Origin of the sequence: Caballeronia insecticola (assembly GCF_000402035.1) — a bacterium.
Lineage (GTDB): Bacteria > Pseudomonadota > Gammaproteobacteria > Burkholderiales > Burkholderiaceae > Caballeronia > Caballeronia insecticola.
The window spans coordinates 985,673-1,007,370 of record NC_021289.1; the positions used below are offsets into that span (position 1 = coordinate 985,673).

Below are 21,698 nucleotides of genomic sequence, written 5' to 3' on the forward strand. Positions count from 1 at the left end.
CCACGCATCATGCTCACGATCACGTCGCTTTTCGAAAACACGGTTGCGAAGTATCCGGACCGTCCCGCGCTCACCTGCGGCGCCGTTTCACTCACCTATGCGCAATGGGACGCGCGCGTGCGCCGTCTTGCGCAGGCGCTCTTCGAACTCGGCGTGCGGCAGATGGATCGCGTCGCCATTCTGCAAAAGACATCCGACGCAACGCCGACCGCGTACATGGCGTGCCAGCTGCTCGGCGCGATTGCGGTGCCGATGAACTTCCGCTTGTCCGCCAACGAAGCCGCGTTCATTCTGCGCGATGCGGGCGCGCGCGCGCTGATCTACGATACGTCGATGCTTCCGGTCGTCGCGAAGATCGAGCAGACGCTGCCGGATCTGCGCACGTTTGTATGCGTGAACGACGATGCGGACATGCCGCCGCATCATCATTCGTTCGAGGCGCTGATAGAAAGCGTCGGCCAGTTTGACGCGCCGCTGCCGCGCCTCAGCCCCGACGATATCTCCGCCCTCGTCTACACATCCGGCACGACAGGGCGCCCGAAAGGCGCGATCCACACGCACGGCAACGACGTTGCCATCGCGACGAACTGCGTGATGGAATACAGCCTCACGAGCACGGACGCGGCGCTGCATATCGCGCCGCTCTATCACGTCGGCGGCATGCAGGCGTACTTCGTGCCGCATCTGATGGTGGGCGCGCACAACGTGATCCTGCCGCGCTACGAACCGCTTGCGACGCTGCAGGCCATCGCGCATTACGGCATCACGACGCTCTTCGCCGTGCCGACGCAGATACAGGACATGCTCTTCCATCCCGGCTTCGCATCGATCGATACGAGCAGCCTGCGCATGATCACCACGGGCGGCGCGGCCATTCCCGCCAGAACCATGCAGCGCGTGATCGACGAGTTCTGCCCGAGCATCTTCAACGGCTACGGCATGACGGAAGCGAGCCTCACGCTGCTGCTGCATCCGCGCGATGCGCTCACGTATCTCGGTTCGTGCGGCAAGCCCACGCTCATCAGCACATGCCGCGTGATCCGCAACGATCCCGAACGCGTCGTGCCGCCGGGCGAAACCGTCGCGCCCGGTGAAGTCGGTCAATTGATCGTCAAGGGTCCGCAACTCGCATCCGGCTACTGGAACAATCCCGTCGAAACCGACAAGAAGTTCAAAGGCGGCTGGCTCTATACCGGCGATCTGTTCAGTGTCGATGCAGCGGGCTATTTCCACTTTCAGGGCCGCGCCGACGACATGATCGTGTCCGGCGGCGAGAACATCTATCCGCGCGAAATCGAGGAAGTGCTGTATCACTGCCCCGGCGTGCAGGAAGCCGCCGTGATCGGCGTGCCCGACGAAAAGTGGGGACAAGCGGTGACGGCGTTCATCGTGCGCAGCGTTGCGACGCTGACGGAAAACGATGTCGTCGCGTTCTGCAAGAACGGCGACGATCTCGCGCCCTACAAGCGTCCCAAGAAAATTTTCTTCGTCGAGAAACTGCCGTTGAATCCGAGCGGCAAAGTGCTGCGTCACGAACTCGCCGGACCCGTTTATCAAAGCATGCTTGCAGGAGCCCCGCAATGAGCGACCCCGTACTCTACGAACAGGACGGCCACGTCGTCACGATGACGCTGAACCGCCCCGAAACGCGCAATGCGATCACCGAAATGGAAGTGGTCGATGCGATCATCGCGAGTCTCGAACGCGCGCAAGGCGACATGTCGGTGCGTGCGATCGTGCTGACGGGCGCCGGTCCGGCGTTCTCGTCGGGCGGCAACATCAAGCATATGCGCGACGAAGTTGGCACCTTTTCCGGCAATTCGGCGCAGATTCGCGAGAACTACCGGCGCGGCATTCAGCGCATTCCACGCGCGTTCCATGAACTCGATGTGCCGTGCATCGCGGCCGTCAACGGTCCCGCTCATGGTGCGGGTTGCGACCTCGCGCTGATGTGCGATATCCGCATCGCGGGCGAAAGCGCGCTGTTCGCGGAGAGCTTCGCGAAGGTCGGCATCATTCCCGGCGATGGCGGTGCATGGCTCCTGCCGCGCGCGGTCGGCCTGTCGCGCGCGAACGAAATGATCTTCACCGGCCGCGCGATCGATGCGAAGCGCGCCGCCGAATGGGGACTCGTATCGAGCGTCGTGCCCGATGCGCAATTGATGGAAACCGCGCTCACGCTCGCACGCGAAATCGCGGGCAATGCGCCCGATATCCTGCGCATGTCGAAGCGGCTTGTGCGCGAGGGACAGCGCATGGATCTGCCGAGCCTGCTCGAACTGTCGGCGGCGTTTCAGGGCATTGCGCATCGCACGGCGGATCATCGCGAAGCGATCGCGGCGACCTTCGAGCGACGCGCGCCGAACTATACGGGAGCCTAATGCATGGGCACGTCCGCCATTGCGTTCATTCATGAGCTGTCGTTCGATGTGCTGCCGCAAAAGGTCATCGATCAGGCGAAGCTGTGCGTGCTCGATCTGCTCGGCGTCGCGATGGCGGGCCGGTCGACGGCGCTATCGCATATCGCGCACGATCACGCCGCCGAGTTTTTCGCCGCCGGCACGTTACGCTCGCGCATGCTCTTCGATGGCCGCGCGGCCAGCCCTCTTGGCGCGGGTCTCGCGGGCGCGATGACCATCGACAGTTGCGACGGTCACGACGGCCACGCGCAAACCAAGGGACATGTCGGTGTCACCGTGCTGCCCGCACTGCTCGCACTCGCCGATGCGCTGCCCGGCATGAGCGGCCGCGAATTCCTCGCGTGCATCGTGCTGGGCTATGAACTCGGCACGCGCGCGGGCATTGCGCTGCACGCAAGCGCCTGCGATTATCATACGTCGGGCGCATGGAACGCCCTGGCCGCGGCGGCGCTCGCCGCGCGCGTCCTGCCGCTCGACATGCGTCAGACGCGCGAGGCGCTCGGTATCGCGGAGTATCACGGGCCGCGCAGTCAGATGATGCGCTGCATCGATCACCCGACCATGGTGAAGGACGGCTCCGGCTGGGGCTGCATGGCGGGTCTGTCCGCCGCGTTTCTGGCACGGCGCGGCTTCACGGGTGCGCCTGCGCTGACCATCGAACAAGACGCAACCCGCAATCTCTGGAGCGATCTCGGCGAACGCTGGCGCATCATGGAGCAATACTTCAAACCGCAACCGGTCTGCCGCTGGGCGCACCCCGCCATCGATGCGGCGCTCGCGCTCAAGTCGCGGCACGGCTTCACGAGCGAGCAGATTCGCGCGGTGAACGTGCGCACGTTCCATCACGCGACCCGGCTTGCACACGCCGCGCCCGCGACGACCGAGGAAGCGCAATACAGCCTGCTGTTTCCGGTGGCCGTCGCGCTGAGGCACGGCGTGGTGCGTTTTGATTCGCTGCACGGCGATGCCCTCCGCGATAAAGACGTGCTGCGCCTGAGTCATCTCATCCGCACCGAAGATCACGCCGAGTACACGTCGCGCTTTCCGGACGAGCGCATCGCGGAGATCAGCATCGAATTGTTCGACGGGCGGCGCGTCGATTCCGGTCCCACGCAGGCGCTCGGCGATCCCGCTCTGCCACTCGATGCAAACGCGATCCGCGCCAAGTTCCGCCACTTCGCGGGCGCATCGAGCGAACTGGAACGCGCCGTCGATGCACTCGATGCGAACGACACTGCCATCGCACTGCTGCTCGATCTCGTGCTTTCACCTCGCGTCTGACGAATGAACGCGAACGACATCCCGCCGACCGCACGCGCCACAAAAACGGCGCGCGCGCCGGCGCCTGTCGATGCAGCGGAGGCGCTCAAGCCGCAGCGCATGGGCTTCTTCCTGGTGCCGCATTTTTCGATGATGTCGCTCAGTTCCGTCACCGAGCCATTGCGCGCGGCCAATCGCGTGAGCGGCAAGGACTTGTATAGCTGGCATCTGATCAGCGCGGACGGCGAGCCGGTCTCGTCGAGTTCGGGCTTTGCGTTGTTGCCCGACTTCGCGATCACATCGTCGCCGGAACTGAGTCATGTGTTCGTCGTCGCGAGTATCGGCGTTTCGAACTATCGTAATGCGCAGGTCTTCGAGTTTCTGCGCCGCTATGCCGCGAAGGGTTCGACGCTCGGCGGTATCAGCCTGGGCACGATGATCCTCGCGCGTGCGGGTTTGCTCGACAAGCGCCGCTGCACGATTCACTGGGAAGCGCTCAAGGAACTCGCCGACGAGTTTCCGTCGCTCGACGTGAGCCGCGATCTCTATTGCATCGAAGGCGACCGCATGACATGCAGCGGCGGCACGGCTGCCATCGACATGATGCTCGATCTGATCGCGCGTCAACATGGACATCAGCTTGCGGCCGAAGTCGCGGATCAGTTCATTCACACGCGCATGCGCACCGCGCAGGAAAGCCAGAAGATGGCGATTCAATGGCGCTATGGCGTGGAAGACCGGCGCATCGTGCATGCGGTTACGCTGATGGAACAGAACATCGAGCGTCCCATTCCCATGAAAACGATCGCCTCGCTCGCAGGCATTTCGCCGCGCACGTTCGAGCGCATGTGGATCAAGCATTTTCACGTGCGGCCGTCGCAGTTTTATCTTGAACTCAGGCTCAAGGCCGCACAAAAGCTGATTCGCGAATCGTCGCTTTCGCTGCTCGACATCGCGATGAATTGCGGCTTCGCGAGCGCGTCGCATCTCGGGCGCTGCTACAAGCAGTTCTTTTCGAAGACACCCGGACAAGAACGCGCCGCAGGCGACGCTCGTTGATACCGCGATGCGTTATCCGGCATCGCCCGAACTGATCGCAGTCTGCATGCTCTTCAGAAGCTTCACCAGATAGCGCAGCAGCCCGACCGTATCGCCGAATTCGATGAAGCCCGGCTTGACGCCATCGCTGAAGAGCAGCGTGCCGTCGAGCGTCGCATCGACAATCAGGCCGCCGTATGCGGCGTGCGGCATGTATTCGTCGGCGGGAATGCGGAACACGTTGCCGTTGACGGCGGCATCGCGCAGGCGCATCAGAAATTGCACTTCAGGTGCGCGTGAGGCGGACAGCCGATGAACGTCGAAGTATTCCGCGACCGCCAGCAGCGCATTCGTGCAAGGCACGATCATCGCGAACGCGATGCGCTTTTCGGGTGTGTCGAACGATGGCCAAGAAAACTCGGCACCCTCTGCATTCGATGTCGGCTGTTTGGTCGGCGTGCCGTCCTCGCTATGCGCATGCGCTTCCGGATGCGATTTCTTGCGCGCCAATAACCGTTGCGCTTTCGCGAAGTCGGGCGGCGGCGCGTCACGCTCGATCCAGTCGGACAGAAGGCTCGCGTATGCGGCGAGCATTGTCACCTGCGCTTCGATGAACGCGACGCCGATTCTGCATGCGTCGGGCGATTTGCTGTCGGACATGTGCTCTCCTTGGTGAACCGTAAGTTCATGTGCAAGACGCAACAAGCGCGCCTGTTTGAGGGCGGCTGAGATAAAAGACCGTTAGTTGCATATGAATCAACGAGAACTCGACGAAAACGAATACCGGCTCGACGCCCATACTGTGGATGAAAGGCTACAAATCACATTAGAGACATTTACCAACGCCTGACATAGCGTTATATTCCTTCCGCTATAGCGTGAGTCGTCGACTGAAGGCGTCGAGGCAACGCTACTTGCCTACTCCATCGGCGGAATGTCTCTCTGCCTGTTTGTCGAAGCACCCTGAACATCACGAAGCACTCGACCTTTGCGCGGTTTTCGCGCGAAGCCGGGACGATTGCGCTCGCGCTTTCGAGAGTGCCGTGACCGGACCACATCAAGGACAAGAAGAATGAAGAAGCACATCGTAGCGGCGGCGGTACTTGGCACATTCGGCATTGCAGCGCAGGCGCAAAGCAGCGTCACGCTGTACGGCATCATCGACGCCGGCATCACGTATGCCAACAAGGTCGCGACCGCCACCGGCCACGACAGCGTCGTGAAGTACGGCGACGGCGTCGCGCAAGGCAGCCGCTGGAGCCTGCGCGGCACGGAAGATCTGGGCGGCGGTCTGAAGGCGATCTTCGTGCTGGAAAGCGGCTTCAACAGCGGCGACGGCACGCTTGGCCAGGGCGGCGCGGAATTCGGCCGTCAGGCCTATGTCGGCCTCGCGAACAACCAGTACGGCTCGCTGACCCTCGGTCGTCAGTATTCGTTTTCGACCGACTATCTCGGCGGCAACTACACGATGGGCAGCCAGACGCCCGCCGGCAACTACGCGTACCACATCAACGATCTCGACCAGTTGACGTCGAGCCGCATCAACAACTCGGTCAAGTTCAGCAGCGCCAATTTCTACGGCGTGACCTTCGGCGCGATGTACGGCTTCTCGAACTCGACAAATTTCGCAGGCTCGCCGACGACGACCGCCGGCGGCACGACGACACAAGGTTCGTCGAGCGCCTACAGCTTCGGCCTGAACTATGCGCAAGGGCCGTTCTCGGTCGGCGCGGCGTACACCAACATTCGCTTCCCGAATGGCGCGACGCCCGCGTTCAGCGTGAGCATCGCGAACGTCAACACGGGCGGCCTGCGCGATCTCGAAACCTTCGGCGTCGGCGCGCGCTATACGATCGCGGCCGCCGTCATCTGGGCGAACTGGACGCACACGAAGTTCGAACCGATCGCGGGCGCGGACTCGAAGCTGAACAACTATGAAATCGGCGGCAAGTACGGCTTCACGCCGGCATTGAGCGCGGGCCTCGGCTACACGTTCTCGAAGCTCGACGACAACTTCGAAGGCAAGTGGCATCAGATCAACAGCGTCGTGGATTACGCGCTATCCAAGCGCACCGATGTCTATGTGATCGCCGCATATCAGAAGGCGTCGGGCAGCAATACCGTGGCCGGCCGCAATGTGCCCGTGCAGGCTGAGATCGGCTCGGCGTCGTCGTTCATCGGCAATGCCGGTGCGAACACGCAGTTCGTGACGCGCGTGGGGCTGCGTCATCGCTTCTGATCGAAGGCCGATGTAGAACGAGCGCGATGCCGGATGCGGTATCGCGCTTTTTTATTTGCGTGGCGCGTGGCGCTCGTAGCGCGCGAGGAACATATCGGCGGCGGATTCCGCCACTTTCTTCTGCTCATGCTTCGAGAGCGGCGGCTGGCCCATCGTCACTTGCGGCCAGAACGCGAAGCCCTTCACGATGCCATGCAATTGCTGCCCGGCGAATACCGGATCGGCAACCGAGAGACGCCCGTCCGCGGCGGCTTTTCTGATCCATACCGTCAGATCTTCTTCACGCTGGCCGATGCGCGCCACCATGTCGCGCGCGCGCTCGGGCGAATGAATGCCCGCCGCGATCGCCACCCGCGCCAGCGACAAAAAAGCCTCGTCGGTCATGAGCCGCAACTTGCGCGCGAGCAATGCGAGCAACTGCGCGCGCAGCGGTTCATCGGCGTTGTATGCGGGCGTGTCGCCAGTCTCGCTGGCATCCCAGAGACGATGCAGGATGGCCGCGAACAGCGCCTCCTTGCTCGGGAAGTGGTTGTAGACCGTGCGCTTGGAGACGCCCGCGCTTGTGGCAATGCGGTCCATGCTGGTTGCGTCGTAGCCCGCCGCGATGAACTCCTCCACGGCCGCGTTCACGATGGCGGCGCGCTTGCGGTCGGTCAGGCGTTGGGGAATGTCGTTCGAATCCATCTTTAGATTTTACACCGAGCGGTTTACTTTAATCTCAAAAATAAACTACACTGTACAGTCTACTTTCTGCCCGGATTCGCGAACCATGACTTCGTTTGCCGACCGCATCAGCCGCTCCCTGGGTATCGCCGCCGCGAAGCGCGGCCGCGCGCTTTCGAGTGCGTCGCCGCAGCATGACGGCGCGCGCTTTCGCAACGTGAAGCCGCGCCCCGTCGAAGGCATCGGCAAGACATTGCGAATCGTGTGGAACGTGCTGTTCAACAAGCCGCGCAATACGATGCCCGCGCAGGCGCCCGTCGTCGATACGCTCACGCGCGCGCAACTCGACGCCGCGCCCGACTGCAGTCTTTTTCGGCTCGGCCATTCGACGCTGCTCTTCAAGTTGCGCGGCGAATACTGGCTGACCGATCCGGTCTTCGCCGAGCGCGCGTCGCCGTTCAAGCGGCTCGGGCCGAAGCGCTTTCATGCGCCGCCCATCGCGCTCGATGATCTGCCGCCTTTGCGCGGTGTGATTCTCTCGCACGATCATTACGACCATCTCGACCGCGACACCGTGCTCACGCTCGCCGCGACCACGCAGGTCTTTCTCACGCCGCTCGGCGTTGGCGACCGTTTGATCGACTGGGGCATCGATGCCGCGAAAGTGCGCCAGCTCGACTGGTGGCAAAGCACGCAGATCGACGGCCTATCGTTCACCGCGACGCCCGCGCAGCATTTCTCCGGCCGCAGCCTGTTCGATAACAACAGTACGTTGTGGGCATCGTGGGTGATCGTCGATAACGATGTGCGCGTGTTCTTCAGCGGCGACACCGGTTACTTCGACGGCTTCAAAACCATCGGCGAGCGCCTCGGACCGTTCGATGTCACGTTCGTCGAAACCGGCGCCTACGATGCGCAATGGCCTTATGTGCACATGCAGCCCGAGGAAACCGTGCAGGCGCATATCGATTTGCGCGGACGCTGGCTCGTGCCGATTCACAACGGCACGTTCGACCTCGCGATGCATCCGTGGCAGGAACCGTTCGAACGCGTGACGGGACTCGCGCTCGCACGCGGCGTGGTCGTCTCGACGCCGCGCATGGGCGAACGGCTCGACCTCGAAGCGCCGCATCGCGGCGAGCGCTGGTGGCGCGAAACCGCCGATGCGCCAAAAGCTTCGAAGGCTTCGTCATGGCGCCTGTGCGCATCGCGGGCAGAAGGCGCGAAGTGACGCGCGTCACGCACCATCGAACAATTTCGACAGACCATTCAGGCCGGACAGTTCCCAGTCCGGTCTTTGCCCCATTTCGTCGAACGTATTGCCGGCGCGATTGATCCATGCGGTCGGAAAACCGAAGTACCGCGCGCCGGTTGCGTCCCATGCGTTCGATGAAACGAAGAGTATCGCCGCGCGCGACAGGCCGAACGCACCTTCCGCGAGTTCGTAAGCGCGATCATGCGGCTTGAAGATGCGCACCGGATCGACGCTCAGCAAATGATCGAACGAATCGCGCAATCCCGCATGACCGACGACCGATGCGATCGAATGCGGCGACCCGTTCGACAGCACGGCGAGCTTCAGCCCACGCGCCTTGAGATGCGCAAGCGTCTCAGGCACTTCGGGAAACGGCCGCAGTTTCAGATAGGCATCGCACAGCGCCGCGTGGGTCTCTTCGTTCAGATCGAGCTTCAAGTGACGGCACGTATAGCGCAACGCATCTTCCGTTGCCTGCTCGAACGTCACGTAGCGGTTCATCAGACTGCGCAGCCACGTGTATTCCAGTTGCTTCTGCCGCCAGAGCGTGCTGATTTCGCGCCCGCGTCCCGGAAAGCGCTGCTCGCATTGATCGATGACCGAGTGCACGTCGAACAACGTGCCGTAGAGATCGAACGCAATCGCCTTGATGTGATTCATGCTGTCTCCTCGTGAACGATGTAACCGGACTGAGCCACTTTAACCGGACTTTCCCTCTCTCAGCCGCGCGCGATGCGCAGCAACCTTCGCACGATTGCCGCAGATCGCCATGCTGCACCAGCGGCGCGCATGTCCGCGCGTGTGATCGGCGAACAGCAGCGTGCACTTCGGGCCTTCGCACGCCTTGACGTATGTGAAATCCTCTTCGCACACGAGCTTCGCGAGCGCCTCGACGATCGGCATCAATAGCGATTCGGCCGACGAATAGCGGCGCTGCATCGTGAACGTCAGCCCGCTTGCCGATTCCGCATTGGCGGCGATGGAACCGTATCGCTCATCGCGCCGCAGCACGCTGTTCAGCGGCTCCAGTTCACTCAAATCCCTGGCCGTCAGCGGCCGTCCCTTGTTCTTCTGCACGAACGCCCTGAACCATTCGCGCAGGCCGCGCGCCTTGGCCGCGACCTCGTCGAGTTCCGCGGGCCTGATTTGCGAACGCATGTGCGCAAGGACATCGACAGGCACAAGACTAGCCTGTTCGAGCCACGACAGAAGCCCTTCGCCGTCGCCGATCCAGTCGACGGGTTCGTCCACCGGCGTCGCGATCGAGTTCAGAAAGTCGATGCCGAGCGCGTCGGCGAGAAACATCGCGGGGATGGGGCGATAGTCCATTTTCAGATGCAGCCTGGTTTCGAGGAATGACCGAATAGTAACCGCCAAAAAAGCGCTTGACAAGTTACTTCGCCAGTTTGTAACCTTCTAATCACGGTTTTAACGGTTACATGTCAATCGACCTCTACCTGCGGAGAAACGCTCATGTCCACCCTTGCTCATCGCCATATCGACGTCGACGGCTTCAACGTGTTTTATCGCGAAGCCGGTCCGAAGGACGCGCCCAAGCTGCTCCTGCTGCACGGCTTTCCGAGTTCGAGCCACATGTTCCGCGAGCTGATTCCGCTGCTGGCAGATCGGTTTCATATCGTGGCGCCCGACTTGCCCGGCTTCGGCCTCTCGGATATGCCGAGCCGCGACGCGTTCTCGTACACGTTCGAGAACATCGCCAACGTGATCGACCGTTTTACGGACGTGATCGGCTTTGATCGATACGCGGTGTACGTGTTCGACTACGGCGCGCCGACGGGCTTTCGCCTCGCGCTCAAGCATCCGGAGCGGATTACGGCGATCGTTTCGCAAAACGGCAACGCATACGAAGAAGGTTTGAGCGACGGATGGGACCCGATCCGCGCGTACTGGCAGGAGCCGTCGCAAGCGAATCGCGATGCGCTGCGCCCGCTGCTCACGGAGCAAACAACGCAGTGGCAGTACACACACGGCGTGCCGGACGCATCAGCCGTGTCACCCGATGGTTATTCGCTCGACGACTACTACATGAACCGCCACGGCGCACATGAAGTGCAGCTCGATCTGTTCGGCGATTACCGCAGCAACGTCGGGCTTTATCCCGCGTTTCAGGCTTATTTCCGCAAGCATCAACCGAAACTCCTCGCCGTGTGGGGCAAGAACGATCCGTTCTTCCTGCCGCCGGGCGCGGAAGCATTCAAGCGCGACATCCCGCATGCGGATGTGCGCTTCTTCGATACGGGCCACTTCGCGCTCGAAACGCACGCGACAGAGATCGCGGCGGCCATCGGCGAATTCCTCGCCTGATAAAACGCGCTTACCTCGGCGCTCATCCACCAAAGGAGCAACATCATGCGTGCAATCGTTCTGGAAAAGTTCGGCGGTCTCGACAGCCTCGTCTATGCCGAGATCCCCGAGCCGGAACCGCTGGAAGGACATGTCGTCATCGAGATCAAGGCGTTCGGCATCAATCACGCCGAGATGCACATGCGGCGCGGCGAATGGGCCGAAGCGGCGAAAGTGAGCGGCATCGAATGCGTGGGCATTGTGAAGTCGTGTCCGGGCGGCGAGTTTCCGGTCGGCGCAAAAGTGGCCGCGCTGATGGGCGGGCTCGGCCGCACGATCAACGGCAGCTATGCGCAATTCACGCGTGCGCCGGTGTCGAATGTCGCGCTGATCGAATCGGACTTGCCTTGGGCCGAACTCGCCGCGCTGCCCGAAACGTATGCAACCGCGTGGACGTGCCTCTTTCGCAACCTTGAAATCAAGGCAGGGCAAACGGTCGTGATTCGCGGCGCGACGTCATCGTTCGGACAGGCGGCCGTCAATCTCGCGGTCAATGCGGGCGCAAAAGTGATCGCGACCACGCGTAGCCAAGCGCGCTTCGCCAAGCTCGAAGCGATGGGCGTGACGCGCGTCGAAGTCGAAGGGCCGGACTTGAGCAAGCGAATGGCGGAAGCGAAGCAGATCGACGCCGTGCTCGATCTCGTCGGCAACAGCACGATTCTCGATTCGCTCGCGATGTTGCGACGCGGCGGCCGCGCGTGTCTCGCGGGCTGGCTCGGCGGCCTCGCGCCGATCGCCGATTTCAATCCGCTGCTGCAAATGTCGAGCGGCGTGTATCTGAGCTTCTTCGGCAGCTTCGTGTTCGGCACGCCGGGCTTTCCACTCTCGGATGTGCCGTTGCAGGCCATTGCCGCCGACGTCGCCGCAGGCCGCTTCGACGCGAAGCCGTCGCGCGTATTTACCTTCGACGAGATTCACGAAGCGCATCGCGTGATGGAAGCGAATGAAGCGAACGGCAAGATGGTCGTCGTTCATTGAGCCGGGAGCGAACATATGTCCACCAAAGTAGCTATCGTCACGGGCGCGAGTCAGGGTATCGGGCGCTCGACTGCAATCAGGCTCGCACGCGATTTCGACTCGATCGTGCTGGTCGCGCGCAATCGCGCCAATCTCGAAGAGACTGCGGACGCCGTCGAGAAAGCGGGCGCGCGGACGCTTGCAATCGATATCGATCTTGCGCAACGTGAAGCCGCGCAAAAGATCGTCGATGACACGCTCGCGAGCTTCGGGCGCATCGACGCGTTGCTCAATATCGCGGGCGCGGTGCCGCAAATCGATCTGTTCGACATGACCGACGAGCAATGGGATGCGGGGTTCGCATTGAAGCTGCACGGCGCACGGCGCTTGACGGCTGCGGCGTGGCCGTCGTTGAAGGCAGCGGCCGGATCGGTCGTGCTGATGTCGGGCAACTCCGCGTTGTTTCCGAAGGCGCCCTATGCGGCGGTCGGCACGATCAACGCGGCAATTATCGCGTTGGCGAAGGCATTTTCCGATCGCGGCATTACAGACGGCGTGCAGGTCAACAGCGTGCTGCCGGGTCCCGTGATGACCGGGCGGCGACGCTCGTATCTCGAACACTGGGCGCCGCTGCACAACATGACGGTCGAAGAAGCGACGGCGCGTTTTCCCGCCGAAGCGGGCATCGCGCGATACGGCGCACCGGAAGAGATCGCGGAATTGATGGCGTTCCTCGTCTCTCCCGCGGCCAAATGGATGACCGGCAGCACGTTGCGTATGGACGGCGGCGAAGTCAAATCTGTGTGAGGTACAGGGCCGGGGGTGTGTTTCCCCGGCCCTTCGCTTTACTGCGACATCGCGCCCGAAGCGGGATGATCCATCTTCATCGAGTCATGCTTCTTCATCTTGTCGTTCTTGCTCATCGAGTCCTTCGACATCGAGCCCTTGCTCATGCTGTCCTTGCTCATGCTGTCTTTGCTCATGGCATCGTGCGACATTGCGTCGTTGCTCATCGCGCCGCTTGCCTGCGCGAATGCGGCGGATGCGCCGAGGGTCATCATCGTGGCGAACACTGCGGTCATCAGTCGTTTCATTGCTCTGCTCCTTCGGGGTTAAAAAAAGAATGCGGCACGGCGATCAGGAACCGCCGAACCAGTTGTAGCCCTGGTCGACCCAGTAGCCGCCGGGATAGGTATTGGTCACGAACATCTCGACGATATGCTTCGGGTTCTTGTAGCCGAGCTTCGTCGGCATGCGCAGCTTCATCGGATAGCCGTACTTCGCAGGCAGGCGCTCGCCGTCGTATTCGAACGTGAGCAGCGTCTGCGAATGCAGCGCGGTCGGCATGTCGATGCTCTCGTAGTAATCGTCCGCGCAGCGAAAGCCCACGTACTTCGCGGTCGTGTCCGCGCCGACGCGACGCAGGAACTCGGAGAACGGCGTGCCGCCCCAGCGCCCGATCGCACTCCATCCTTCCACGCAGATATGACGCGTGATCTGCTCCGCATGCGGCAATGCATACAGCTCGGGCAAGGTCCATACGCGCTGTCCCGTCACGAGCCCGCCGACCTTCAGGCGATAGTCGCCGCCGTCCACGTGCGGCACATCATCGATGCCGTAATACGCGTTGAACGGGAACGGCCGCGTCAATTGCAGTTCGGTGTAGGTTGGCGCGAGACGCGTCGGATCGAACAGCAGCGCCTGCGCGCGATCGTTCAGGCGCGAGACCGCGGTGAGGAATTTGTTGACCGAATCATCGTCGGTGATCGAGCAGCCGGTCAGGAGCGACAGGCCGCCCAAGGTCAGCATGCGTTTGCCGAACAAGCGTCGCGAAGGCATGTCGAGTTCGCGGCGTGCATCGGCGAGTATCGATGCGCGATCGAGCCGCATGATTTTCTTGTCGTCGGATTTCATGGCGTGTTCCTGTATTCGGCTAGCGGCCGCGCAGCATGGTCAGAAAGGAGCGCGGCACGAGCGCAACCATCGCAACGTGCACGACCACGAACGCGGCCATCACCGCCATCGCGCAGAAATGGACGATGCGCGCGTTGTCATAGCCGCCCATCAACTCGCGCAGCAACGGAAACTGCACCGACTTCCAGATCGCGAGACCCGACAGCACGAGCACCATCAGATCGATCACGACGACGAGATACGCAAGCTTCTGCACCGCGTTGTACTGTTCGAGATTCGTGTGCGACAACTTCCCGGTGAGCGCGGCCAGCAGATCGCGCAGCACGGCGCGCGGCGAAAGCGGAAAGAACTTCATGCGAAAGCGGCCGCTCGCGAGATTGAGCGCGAGATACGCGATGCCGTTGAAGACCAGCAGCCACATCGCCGCGAAATGCCATTGCAGCGCGCCGCCGAGCCAGCCGCCGAGCGTGATGGACGGCGGTATGACGAAACCCCGGAAAATCGGCGAGGCGTCGTAGATGCGCCAGCCCGAAAACATCATGATCAACGCGGCGAGCGCATTGAGCCAATGCGTGACGCGCAGCCATACCGGATGAATCGGCGGCGCGCGGCGCGTGGTGTCCTGCGCTGGTGTAAGGGTCGTTTGCATGTGGATCACCGTGATGAAACGTCGGATACAAGTGAATTCGTCGCGAGCCCGCAATCGGTTACAGCGACGCGAAAATTTTCATGCGCGCTGTAACCATCCGGGGCGAACGAACGAATTAAAGGGAGAGACGGCAAGGAGATTTATCATGCGAATCCGCGCGACATGCAAGACGCTTTCGCAATGAAAGAGCTGGACGGCGACAGCCCGCTCCCGACGGTTGTGCTTGCTATGGTGGCTATTGCGGCGCACCACGGCTTCGGCTATTCTGAAACGACCGATCTAAAACTCGGTCTTCCCGGACTCGCCCATACAGGAACCATTTTGCAAGAAGCGGAAAGCCGCCTGAAAGCGCTCTTCGTCGCGGGGCTGGCCGGCGATCAGAATGCGTATCGCGGTTTCCTGCAAGCGCTTACGCGGCATCTGCGCGGCTACTTGCGCAAGCGCCTTCCGCAGCATCACGCCGACGTCGAAGATCTCGTTCAGGAGATTCTGCTCGCCGTGCACAATGCGCGTCACACCTACCGCACGGACGAACCGTTGACCGCCTGGCTGCACGCGATCGCCCGTTACAAGCTGATGGATTTCTTCCGCTCTCGCGCGCGCCGCGAATCTCTGCATGATCCGCTCGACGATCACGCCGAGTTCCTGGCCGTCATCGACGACGAACCCGCGCAGGCGCGGCACGATATCGGCAAATTACTCGATGATCTTCCCGACAAGCAGCGCCTGCCGATTGTGCATATGAAGTTGGAAGGGCTGTCCGTCACCGAAACCGCGCGCATGACGGGACTTTCCGAATCCGCCGTGAAAGTCGGCGTGCATCGCGGCCTCAAGGCGCTTGCCGCGCGCATCCGGGGGTTGCGATGAAGACCGACGACCTCATTGGCTTGCTGTCGACTCAGGTAACGCGCATCGATCGCGGCACGGTCGCGCGGCGGTTCGCAACGGCGTTGCCCTTGGGCGCGCTCGGCTCGGTGATTCTCATGGCCATCGTGTTCGGCGTGCGGCCGGATCTCGCCAGCATCGCGCGCACGCCCATGTTCTGGGCAAAGGTCGCGTATCCGTTCGTCGTCGCGGTCGGTGCGTTGATCGCCGTCTCGCGGCTCGGGCGACCGGGCGCACGCGCGGGTTACGCGTGGGCGCTCGTCGGCTTGCCTTTTGTCGCGGTGTGGCTGGCGGGCTGGCTCGTCGTCCAGAGCGCGGCGCCGGGCGAACGCTTGCCTATCGTGCTCGGCCAGTCGTGGCGCACCTGCCCGTTCAACATTCTGCTGTTGTCGGTGCCCACCTTGCCCGCCGTCTTCTGGGCGATGAAGAGCCTCGCGCCCACGCGTCTGCGTCTCGCGGGCGCGGTCGCGGGCCTGCTTGCGAGCGCGATCGCCACGGTCGCCTATTGTCTGCATTGCCCGGAGATGAGTCCGGCGTTCTGGAGCGTGTGGTATGCAATCGGGATGATGCTGCCCGTGTGCATCGGCGCGTGGTTCGGGCCGCGATTCCTGCGCTGGTGATCAGGCGCTGCGGCGCGTGCGTTGCTTCTTTGGATTCGTGCTGACGCCGATCATCGCGAGCACCGGGCGCACCGCGCCTTCGAGCAACGCACGCTGCGGAGCCACGCGCGCAAGCACGCGCAGACCCATCAGCGACGCAAGCAGCGCCTTCGCCATGTCGGCGGTATGCAGGTTGGCGGGAATCGAGCCGTCGCGCTGGCCGGCCGCCACGCAGCGTTCGAAGAAGCCTTCAATGTCCTTCAGCACGCGGCTCAGCACGCGATGAAACTGCTTATCATGGGGTGCCAGTTCCATCGCCGAATTGACGATGAGACAGCCCTTGCGATGCGGATCGCTCATTGCAAGCTGGATGATTTCGTCGAAGAACGCGGCGATGGCATCGCGCGGCGGCATATGGTGTTCGAAGCGCCGCACGCGGTCGCGAAAGCCGCGATCGACATAGCGCTCGAACACACGCTCGTACAGCGCGCGCTTGTCGCCGAACGCGTTGTACAGGCTCGCGGAAGTCACGCCCATTGCCGTGGCGAGATCGCGCACGGACGTCGCCTCATAACCGTGCGACCAGAATTGCGCCATCGCCGCATCGAGCGCGGCGTCCTCGTCGAACTCACGCGGGCGCGCCATGCACGGACTCCTTCTTCACGCTGTCTTCGGGTAGTTGGACGGAAACAGCGCGCGCTTCGTCTCTTCGTCGTTGGTGGTCTTGAACGCATGCGTCTTGTTCACGGCACGCGCGCGTGCGACCGCGGGCCGGGCGTCGATCTGTGCGAACCAGCGCTTCACTTCCGGATAGGGAGCGAGCGCATCTTCGCTATTCTTGAACACACGCGACGCGCGGTCGAGCCACCCCCACGCCGACATATCCGCAATCGTGTAGCTTTCGCCGACGACATATTCACGCCCCTTCAGCCGGTCGTTCAGCACCTGATAATGCCGCTCCGCCTCGCGACGATAACGGTTCACCGCATAGTCGAGCCCTTCGGGCGCCGCATACTGGAAGTGCACCGCTTGCCCCGAAAACGGCCCGAGACCGCTCGCCACGAACATGAGCCATGAAAGAAGCTGCGGACGGTCTTCGGGCGCGCCGAGAAACTGGCCGGTCTTTTCCGCGAGATAAAGCAGGATGGCAGTGGAATCGAACACGACAGCCGGCTTGCCCCCCGGCCCTTCCGTATCGACAATGGCGGGCACCTTGCCATTCGGGTTGATCGCACGAAACTCGGGCGAGTGCTGCTCACCCTTGCTGGTATCGATGGGCTTGAGCTCGTAAGGCAACCCGGACTCTTCGAGAAACAGCGCGATCTTCGCGGGATTGGGCGTAGGGTGGAAATAGAACTGGATCATGCGCGCGACTCCATGTCGTGACCGATGTCACGTCATTCTAGATCGATCGATCTAAAATGCGCAATCGCGCAATCATGACGAAACTTCAGGCAATCGCCTGCGCCCGCAACTCCGCGATCAGCGCTGCCGGCAACTCGACGCCCTCGCGCGCAGAACGCGCGGCCACATCGTGCCGCCGATATCCGGGCAAACGGACGCCTTCATCGACGAGCATCATGTCGACGAGCGTCTCGATGCGTTCGAGATACGCATCGTTGCCGGCGAGCGCGCCCGGATCGATGATCCAGAACAGATGACCGATGCGCGAACGCTTGCCTTCCGCCGTCAGGAACGAACCGGCTTCCGCGCCGAATTGCGCGCCTGCCAGCGCCGCTGCAAGCAGTTCGACCATCAGCGCCAGCATCGCGCCTTTCGCGCCGCCGAAGGGCAGCATCATGCCATCGAGCGCGGCGTGCGCGTCGGTGGTCGGCTGGCCGTCGGCGGTGGTCGCCCAGCCTTCGGGAATCGGCTTGCCGTCGCGCGCCGCAACCATGATCTTGCCGCGCGCCACGTGAGAGAGCGACAAGTCGATCATCAACGGCTTGCCATTCGCACGCGGAAACACGGCCGCGATCGGGTTCGTGCCGAACAACGGCCGCGAGCCGCCCCACGCGGGCATGCAGCCGGGCGCGTTGCTGAACGCGAGTCCGACCAAGCCTGCTTCGCCGACGGCTTCCAAATGATGCGCGCCCGCGCCGAAGTGATGACTGCGCGTGACGCTCGCCGCCGCCGTGCCGAACGTGCGCGCGCGTTCAATGCCGGTGGCGATCGCGAGTTCGCATGCGGCGAACGCGAGACCGTCGGCGGCATCGACGAGAAACGCCGCGCCCTTGTCGCGCACGATGTGCGGCACCGCAGCCGGATCGACGCGGCCGTTGCGCAATTGCGCGAGATACATGGGCAAACGCGCGACGCCGTGCGAAGCGAGACCGCGCATGTCGGCATAGACGAGCGCGCGTGCGGTTGCCTCGGCGCTCGCTGCCGTGGAACCCACTGCGAGCAACGCGTCGCGCGCGAGTGCATGAAGCGCATCGGGCGTCAGCGCTTCCTGATTCAAACTGCTCATTTGTGCATGTCCTGCATGGCTTGATGCGGCCCGGGCTCGATCATCAGGCGCACTTCCTCTTCGCGTGCGCCGCGTGGATCGGCGAGCACTGCGCGCGCCGTCTCCACGTCGAACACACCTTCCCAGCGCGCGACGACGAGCGTCGCGACTGCATTGCCGATCATGTTGACGATCGCGCGAATCTCGTTGAGCACGCGGTCGATGCCGATGATGAGCGTGATGCCCGCAACCGGAATGATGTTGTGAGACGACAGTGTAGCCGTTAGCGCGACGAGCGCCGCGCCCGCCACACCCGCGCCGCCCTTCGACGTGACGAGCAGAATCGCCAGCAGGCCGAGTTGCTGCATCAGCGTGAGATGCGTGTTGGTCGCCTGCGCGATGAAGAGCGAAGTCATCGTCAGATAGATGGCCGCGCCGTCGAGGTTGAACGAATAGCCCGTAGGCAACACCAGACCGACGACCGATTTCGGGCAACCCAGACGTTCGAACTTTTCCATCAGACGTGGAAGCACGGATTCCGTCGTCGATGTGCCGAGCACGATCAGCAATTCTTCGCGCAGATATTTGAGCAACGGCCAGAGTCCGACGCCCGCCCATCGGCACGCTGTGCCGAGCACGATGCCGATAAAGAGAATGCTCGTCACATAGAAGCAGAGGATCAGCAGGCCGAGTTGCTGCAATGCGCCGATGCCGTATTTGCCGACCGTGAACGCGATCGCACCGAATGCGCCGAGCGGCGCGAGACGCATGATCATCTCGACGATGCGCATCAACGCGTCGCCGAACTGCTCGATGCCTTGCGCGAGAAACTTGCTGCGCTCCGCCATGAGCGACAGCGCCACGCCGAACAGCACGGAAAACAGCAGCACCTGAAGCAGATCGCCGCGCGCGAATGCGCCGACCACGGAGTTCGGTACGATCTCTTCGAGAAAGCTTCGCTGTCCCGCGCCGTGCGCTTCGGTGACGAACTGCGATACGGCGCCGGGATCGAGCGTCTTCGGATCGATATCGAGACCCGCGCCGGGACGCACGACGTTCGCCACGATCATGCCGATAATGAGCGCGATCGTCGTCACAATCTCGAAGTAAAGAATGGTCTTGAAGCCGACGCGCCCGACCTGCTTCAGGCTTTCCATGCGCGCAATGCCAATGGACACTGTGCAGAAGATCAGAAGCGTGATGAGCATCTTGATCAGACGGATGAAGGTATCGCCGAGCGGCTTGAACTGCACGCCGAGCGACGGGGCGAGATAGCCGACGAGAATGCCGGCAGCCAGGCCGATGAGAACCTGGACGTAGAGATGCTTGAGCACGCGCAAGATGGTGTCTCCTCCACTTGCTGCAGATGACAAACGGGCGCGCGTCTGCGGCTCGCCGCCGCTTCTGAGTCGGCTGGCGAACCGGCGCGCGCACCGGACGAGGACTGCTGTCTGCCTTGCTGCTTTTACGATGCTGCTTCTTTATCGCGGCGTCACGCGCTTTCGAACAGACGCGTCATCACGAACTCGCGATGACCCAGCACTTCCGCCGCGGTCCAGCGGCCGTTCGCGGTGGCGAGCATGCATTCGAGCAGCTTGTCGCCAGTTTCGTCGAGGTTCTGCTCGCGTTGCAAGAGGCCGGACACATCGACATCGATATGCTCGCTCATCGTACGCACCGTGCGCGGGTTCGCGCAGATCTTAATGACGGGCACGATCGCATTGCCGATCACGTTGCCTTGCCCTGTCGGGAAGAAGTGCACCGCGAAGCCCGACGCCGCGCACAGCGTCACCATCTCCGCCGCCGCCGACGAGGAATCCATGAACCACAGTCCCGAATGCGTCGGTTCCTCGGCTTTGTCGAGCACGCCGTCGACCATGCACTTCTTGCCGATCTTCTGGATGTTGCCGAGCGCCTTTTCCTCGATGGTCGTCAGCCCCCCCGCGATGTTGCCCTTGGTCGGCTGCGACTCGGAGAGGTCGTCGGTCTTCCAGCGGTTGATCATGTCCTGATAGCGGTCGAACATGAACTGGAAGCGCTCGCGCACGGCGTCGTTCGCACAGCGCGCCGCGACGATCTGCTCGCCGCCCGTCAGTTCCGAGGTCTCGCCGAACACGAGCGTGTTGCCGAGGCCATAGAGCTTGTCGAACGCATTGCCGACGGTGGGATTCGCGCCGCAGCCGGAGGTCGTGTCCGACTCGCCGCATTTCGTCGATACCCACAGGTCGCTGATCGGGCATTCCTCGCGTTCGAGCGTGGTCGCGTATTGAACCATTTTTTTCGCGGCCTTCGATGCGCGCATGATCGTGTCATGGTCGCCGTGCAGTTCGATGCCGAAGCCCATCACCGGCTTGCCCGACTTCGCGATGCCGTCGACGACGCGTTTGGTCCAGCCCTCTTCGATGCCGATCACGATCACGGCCGCGACGTTCGGATTGCTGCCCGCGCCGATCAGCGTGCGGAAGTGCAGGTCGAGATCCGCGCCGAATTGCAGACGGCCATATGGATGCGGCACGGCCATCGTGCCTTTGATCGCGCTTTCGACGGCCAGCGCGGCGGCGTTGGAAAGATCGTCCACCGGCAGGATGATGACGTGGTTGCGCACGCCGACGCGGCCGTTTTCACGGCGATAACCGCGGAAGGTGGTGTCCAGTTGAATCACGCTCATGATGTCTCTCTCGATATGGGGTGGAAGTACGAAGCTCGTGACGCGATGATTACCAGCGCTTCGTCTTGATGTTATGCACGTGTGCGTGCTCGCCCGCCGTGATGGGCGCCACCACCTTGCCGATATCGACGCCGTACTTGAACACGGTGTCGCCGACGCTCATGTCCTTCAGCGCCACCTTGTGACCGATAGGAATGTCCTGCTTCGCGTTGACTGTCACGATTTCGTCTTCGTCCATGATCCACGCGTTCAGCTGCGAACCCGCCCTGATGCCCTCCACCACCGCGACGCCGACCGTGTCCTTGGCCTCGTGCAGCACGATGTGAATCGTCTTGCGC

Annotated in this window: 24 protein-coding genes; 11 read left to right on the forward strand and 13 right to left on the reverse strand. The window is 62.5% G+C overall.

Annotation, left to right across the window (positions count from 1 at the left end):
- The first annotated feature begins 9 nt into the window (after positions 1 to 9).
- From BRPE64_RS29130 to BRPE64_RS29145, 4 genes are read left to right on the forward strand one after another with little or no spacing between them, the layout of a single operon-like run.
- Complete coding sequence (locus BRPE64_RS29130; protein ID WP_016348588.1) at positions 10 to 1,584, forward strand: class I adenylate-forming enzyme family protein; 1,575 nt, start codon at positions 10 to 12, stop codon at positions 1,582 to 1,584.
- Positions 1,581 to 2,381, forward strand: coding sequence for a crotonase/enoyl-CoA hydratase family protein (locus BRPE64_RS29135; RefSeq protein WP_016348589.1), 801 nt, complete (start codon positions 1,581 to 1,583; stop codon positions 2,379 to 2,381). Before BRPE64_RS29130 ends, BRPE64_RS29135 begins: the two co-directional genes overlap by 4 nt.
- Before the next feature lie 3 nt (positions 2,382 to 2,384).
- Positions 2,385 to 3,701 (forward strand): MmgE/PrpD family protein, encoded by a 1,317-nt coding sequence (locus BRPE64_RS29140; protein ID WP_016348590.1) that lies wholly within the window; start codon positions 2,385 to 2,387, stop codon positions 3,699 to 3,701.
- A 3-nt stretch (positions 3,702 to 3,704) separates the two neighbouring features.
- The gene (locus tag BRPE64_RS29145; protein WP_016348591.1) at positions 3,705 to 4,739 is read left to right on the forward strand and encodes a GlxA family transcriptional regulator; all 1,035 of its coding nucleotides are present in this window, start codon (positions 3,705 to 3,707) and stop codon (positions 4,737 to 4,739) included.
- A gap of 12 nt (positions 4,740 to 4,751) precedes the next feature.
- Here BRPE64_RS29145 and BRPE64_RS29150 read toward each other — a convergent pair whose 3' ends face one another.
- Positions 4,752 to 5,378, reverse strand: coding sequence for a hypothetical protein (locus BRPE64_RS29150; RefSeq protein WP_016348592.1), 627 nt, complete (start codon positions 5,376 to 5,378; stop codon positions 4,752 to 4,754).
- 412 nt (positions 5,379 to 5,790) lie between these two features.
- Here BRPE64_RS29150 and BRPE64_RS29155 point away from each other — a divergent pair, with 412 nt between their 5' ends.
- Positions 5,791 to 6,957: a porin gene (locus BRPE64_RS29155; RefSeq protein WP_016348594.1), complete on the forward strand. Its 1,167-nt coding sequence runs from the start codon at positions 5,791 to 5,793 to the stop codon at positions 6,955 to 6,957.
- A 51-nt stretch (positions 6,958 to 7,008) separates the two neighbouring features.
- On the opposite strand, the gene BRPE64_RS29160 is transcribed toward BRPE64_RS29155, so the two are convergent.
- A complete protein-coding gene (locus tag BRPE64_RS29160) occupies positions 7,009 to 7,641 on the reverse strand; it encodes a TetR/AcrR family transcriptional regulator (RefSeq protein WP_016348595.1) in 633 nt (210 codons plus the stop codon).
- Between the two features lie 85 nt (positions 7,642 to 7,726).
- Here BRPE64_RS29160 and BRPE64_RS29165 point away from each other — a divergent pair, with 85 nt between their 5' ends.
- The gene (locus BRPE64_RS29165; protein WP_016348596.1) at positions 7,727 to 8,851 is read left to right on the forward strand and encodes an MBL fold metallo-hydrolase; all 1,125 of its coding nucleotides are present in this window, start codon (positions 7,727 to 7,729) and stop codon (positions 8,849 to 8,851) included.
- 6 nt (positions 8,852 to 8,857) lie between these two features.
- Here BRPE64_RS29165 and BRPE64_RS29170 read toward each other — a convergent pair whose 3' ends face one another.
- Both BRPE64_RS29170 and BRPE64_RS29175 read right to left on the reverse strand, forming a co-directional pair.
- On the reverse strand, positions 8,858 to 9,535 hold the full coding sequence (locus tag BRPE64_RS29170; protein WP_016348597.1) for a haloacid dehalogenase type II: 678 nt from the start codon (positions 9,533 to 9,535) through the stop codon (positions 8,858 to 8,860).
- Between the two features lie 39 nt (positions 9,536 to 9,574).
- A complete protein-coding gene (locus tag BRPE64_RS29175; protein ID WP_016348598.1) occupies positions 9,575 to 10,204 on the reverse strand; it encodes a CGNR zinc finger domain-containing protein in 630 nt (209 codons plus the stop codon).
- A gap of 144 nt (positions 10,205 to 10,348) precedes the next feature.
- On the opposite strand from BRPE64_RS29175, the gene BRPE64_RS29180 reads away from it, so the two are divergent.
- The 3 genes from BRPE64_RS29180 to BRPE64_RS29190 are packed head-to-tail and all read left to right on the forward strand — an operon-like array spanning position 10,349 to position 13,003.
- Positions 10,349 to 11,200 carry an alpha/beta fold hydrolase gene (locus BRPE64_RS29180; protein ID WP_016348599.1) on the forward strand — a complete coding sequence of 284 codons (852 nt, stop codon included), beginning with the start codon at positions 10,349 to 10,351 and terminating at the stop codon, positions 11,198 to 11,200.
- Between the two features lie 45 nt (positions 11,201 to 11,245).
- Positions 11,246 to 12,217 carry a zinc-binding alcohol dehydrogenase family protein gene (locus tag BRPE64_RS29185; protein WP_016348600.1) on the forward strand — a complete coding sequence of 324 codons (972 nt, stop codon included), beginning with the start codon at positions 11,246 to 11,248 and terminating at the stop codon, positions 12,215 to 12,217.
- Between the two features lie 15 nt (positions 12,218 to 12,232).
- Complete coding sequence (locus tag BRPE64_RS29190; RefSeq protein WP_016348601.1) at positions 12,233 to 13,003, forward strand: SDR family oxidoreductase; 771 nt, start codon at positions 12,233 to 12,235, stop codon at positions 13,001 to 13,003.
- 38 nt (positions 13,004 to 13,041) lie between these two features.
- On the opposite strand, the gene BRPE64_RS29195 is transcribed toward BRPE64_RS29190, so the two are convergent.
- From BRPE64_RS29195 to BRPE64_RS29205, 3 genes are read right to left on the reverse strand one after another with little or no spacing between them, the layout of a single operon-like run.
- Positions 13,042 to 13,290 (reverse strand): pentapeptide MXKDX repeat protein, encoded by a 249-nt coding sequence (locus BRPE64_RS29195; RefSeq protein ID WP_016348602.1) that lies wholly within the window; start codon positions 13,288 to 13,290, stop codon positions 13,042 to 13,044.
- A 43-nt stretch (positions 13,291 to 13,333) separates the two neighbouring features.
- Entirely contained in the window at positions 13,334 to 14,110 is a 777-nt protein-coding gene (locus tag BRPE64_RS29200) for a molybdopterin-dependent oxidoreductase (protein WP_016348603.1), read from the reverse strand.
- A 19-nt stretch (positions 14,111 to 14,129) separates the two neighbouring features.
- The gene (locus BRPE64_RS29205) at positions 14,130 to 14,759 is read right to left on the reverse strand and encodes a cytochrome b/b6 domain-containing protein (RefSeq protein WP_044043546.1); all 630 of its coding nucleotides are present in this window, start codon (positions 14,757 to 14,759) and stop codon (positions 14,130 to 14,132) included.
- 321 nt (positions 14,760 to 15,080) lie between these two features.
- On the opposite strand from BRPE64_RS29205, the gene BRPE64_RS29210 reads away from it, so the two are divergent.
- Together BRPE64_RS29210 and BRPE64_RS29215 are read left to right on the forward strand one after the other, a co-directional pair.
- The gene (locus BRPE64_RS29210) at positions 15,081 to 15,626 is read left to right on the forward strand and encodes a sigma-70 family RNA polymerase sigma factor (RefSeq protein ID WP_144063595.1); all 546 of its coding nucleotides are present in this window, start codon (positions 15,081 to 15,083) and stop codon (positions 15,624 to 15,626) included.
- Positions 15,623 to 16,264: a DUF1109 domain-containing protein gene (locus BRPE64_RS29215; RefSeq protein ID WP_016348606.1), complete on the forward strand. Its 642-nt coding sequence runs from the start codon at positions 15,623 to 15,625 to the stop codon at positions 16,262 to 16,264. The genes BRPE64_RS29210 and BRPE64_RS29215 overlap by 4 nt, the downstream gene beginning before the upstream one ends.
- Here the strand turns inward: BRPE64_RS29215 and BRPE64_RS29220 are convergent, their stop codons facing one another.
- The 6 genes from BRPE64_RS29220 to BRPE64_RS29245 form a co-directional block, all read right to left on the reverse strand.
- Entirely contained in the window at positions 16,265 to 16,888 is a 624-nt protein-coding gene (locus BRPE64_RS29220; protein ID WP_016348607.1) for a TetR/AcrR family transcriptional regulator, read from the reverse strand. It lies immediately after the preceding gene.
- A 15-nt stretch (positions 16,889 to 16,903) separates the two neighbouring features.
- Positions 16,904 to 17,608, reverse strand: coding sequence for a glutathione S-transferase family protein (locus BRPE64_RS29225; protein WP_016348608.1), 705 nt, complete (start codon positions 17,606 to 17,608; stop codon positions 16,904 to 16,906).
- An 85-nt stretch (positions 17,609 to 17,693) separates the two neighbouring features.
- Positions 17,694 to 18,713: an Ldh family oxidoreductase gene (locus BRPE64_RS29230; protein ID WP_016348609.1), complete on the reverse strand. Its 1,020-nt coding sequence runs from the start codon at positions 18,711 to 18,713 to the stop codon at positions 17,694 to 17,696.
- On the reverse strand, positions 18,710 to 20,032 hold the full coding sequence (dctA, locus tag BRPE64_RS29235) for a C4-dicarboxylate transporter DctA (protein WP_016348610.1): 1,323 nt from the start codon (positions 20,030 to 20,032) through the stop codon (positions 18,710 to 18,712). Before dctA ends, BRPE64_RS29230 begins: the two co-directional genes overlap by 4 nt.
- Before the next feature lie 152 nt (positions 20,033 to 20,184).
- Positions 20,185 to 21,360 carry a UxaA family hydrolase gene (locus tag BRPE64_RS29240; RefSeq protein WP_016348611.1) on the reverse strand — a complete coding sequence of 392 codons (1,176 nt, stop codon included), beginning with the start codon at positions 21,358 to 21,360 and terminating at the stop codon, positions 20,185 to 20,187.
- A gap of 49 nt (positions 21,361 to 21,409) precedes the next feature.
- Positions 21,410 to 21,679, reverse strand: coding sequence for a UxaA family hydrolase (locus BRPE64_RS29245; RefSeq protein ID WP_044043862.1), 270 nt, complete (start codon positions 21,677 to 21,679; stop codon positions 21,410 to 21,412).
- Positions 21,680 to 21,698: the final 19 nt, after the last annotated feature.

Excerpts from the sequence above, each read along its gene's own strand:
- BRPE64_RS29130 (WP_016348588.1), top strand. The coding sequence starts at position 10 with ATGCTCACGATCACGTCGCTTTTCGAAAACACGGTTGCGAAGTATCCG.
- BRPE64_RS29135 (WP_016348589.1), top strand. The coding sequence starts at position 1,581 with ATGAGCGACCCCGTACTCTACGAACAGGACGGCCACGTCGTCACGATG.
- BRPE64_RS29140 (WP_016348590.1), top strand. The coding sequence starts at position 2,385 with ATGGGCACGTCCGCCATTGCGTTCATTCATGAGCTGTCGTTCGATGTG.
- BRPE64_RS29145 (WP_016348591.1), top strand. The coding sequence starts at position 3,705 with ATGAACGCGAACGACATCCCGCCGACCGCACGCGCCACAAAAACGGCG.
- BRPE64_RS29150 (WP_016348592.1), bottom strand. The coding sequence starts at position 5,378 with ATGTCCGACAGCAAATCGCCCGACGCATGCAGAATCGGCGTCGCGTTC.
- BRPE64_RS29155 (WP_016348594.1), top strand. The coding sequence starts at position 5,791 with ATGAAGAAGCACATCGTAGCGGCGGCGGTACTTGGCACATTCGGCATT.
- BRPE64_RS29160 (WP_016348595.1), bottom strand. The coding sequence starts at position 7,641 with ATGGATTCGAACGACATTCCCCAACGCCTGACCGACCGCAAGCGCGCC.
- BRPE64_RS29165 (WP_016348596.1), top strand. The coding sequence starts at position 7,727 with ATGACTTCGTTTGCCGACCGCATCAGCCGCTCCCTGGGTATCGCCGCC.
- BRPE64_RS29170 (WP_016348597.1), bottom strand. The coding sequence starts at position 9,535 with ATGAATCACATCAAGGCGATTGCGTTCGATCTCTACGGCACGTTGTTC.
- BRPE64_RS29175 (WP_016348598.1), bottom strand. The coding sequence starts at position 10,204 with ATGGACTATCGCCCCATCCCCGCGATGTTTCTCGCCGACGCGCTCGGC.
- BRPE64_RS29180 (WP_016348599.1), top strand. The coding sequence starts at position 10,349 with ATGTCCACCCTTGCTCATCGCCATATCGACGTCGACGGCTTCAACGTG.
- BRPE64_RS29185 (WP_016348600.1), top strand. The coding sequence starts at position 11,246 with ATGCGTGCAATCGTTCTGGAAAAGTTCGGCGGTCTCGACAGCCTCGTC.
- BRPE64_RS29190 (WP_016348601.1), top strand. The coding sequence starts at position 12,233 with ATGTCCACCAAAGTAGCTATCGTCACGGGCGCGAGTCAGGGTATCGGG.
- BRPE64_RS29195 (WP_016348602.1), bottom strand. The coding sequence starts at position 13,290 with ATGAAACGACTGATGACCGCAGTGTTCGCCACGATGATGACCCTCGGC.
- BRPE64_RS29200 (WP_016348603.1), bottom strand. The coding sequence starts at position 14,110 with ATGAAATCCGACGACAAGAAAATCATGCGGCTCGATCGCGCATCGATA.
- BRPE64_RS29205 (WP_044043546.1), bottom strand. The coding sequence starts at position 14,759 with ATGCAAACGACCCTTACACCAGCGCAGGACACCACGCGCCGCGCGCCG.
- BRPE64_RS29215 (WP_016348606.1), top strand. The coding sequence starts at position 15,623 with ATGAAGACCGACGACCTCATTGGCTTGCTGTCGACTCAGGTAACGCGC.
- BRPE64_RS29220 (WP_016348607.1), bottom strand. The coding sequence starts at position 16,888 with ATGGCGCGCCCGCGTGAGTTCGACGAGGACGCCGCGCTCGATGCGGCG.
- BRPE64_RS29225 (WP_016348608.1), bottom strand. The coding sequence starts at position 17,608 with ATGATCCAGTTCTATTTCCACCCTACGCCCAATCCCGCGAAGATCGCG.
- BRPE64_RS29230 (WP_016348609.1), bottom strand. The coding sequence starts at position 18,713 with ATGAGCAGTTTGAATCAGGAAGCGCTGACGCCCGATGCGCTTCATGCA.
- BRPE64_RS29240 (WP_016348611.1), bottom strand. The coding sequence starts at position 21,360 with ATGAGCGTGATTCAACTGGACACCACCTTCCGCGGTTATCGCCGTGAA.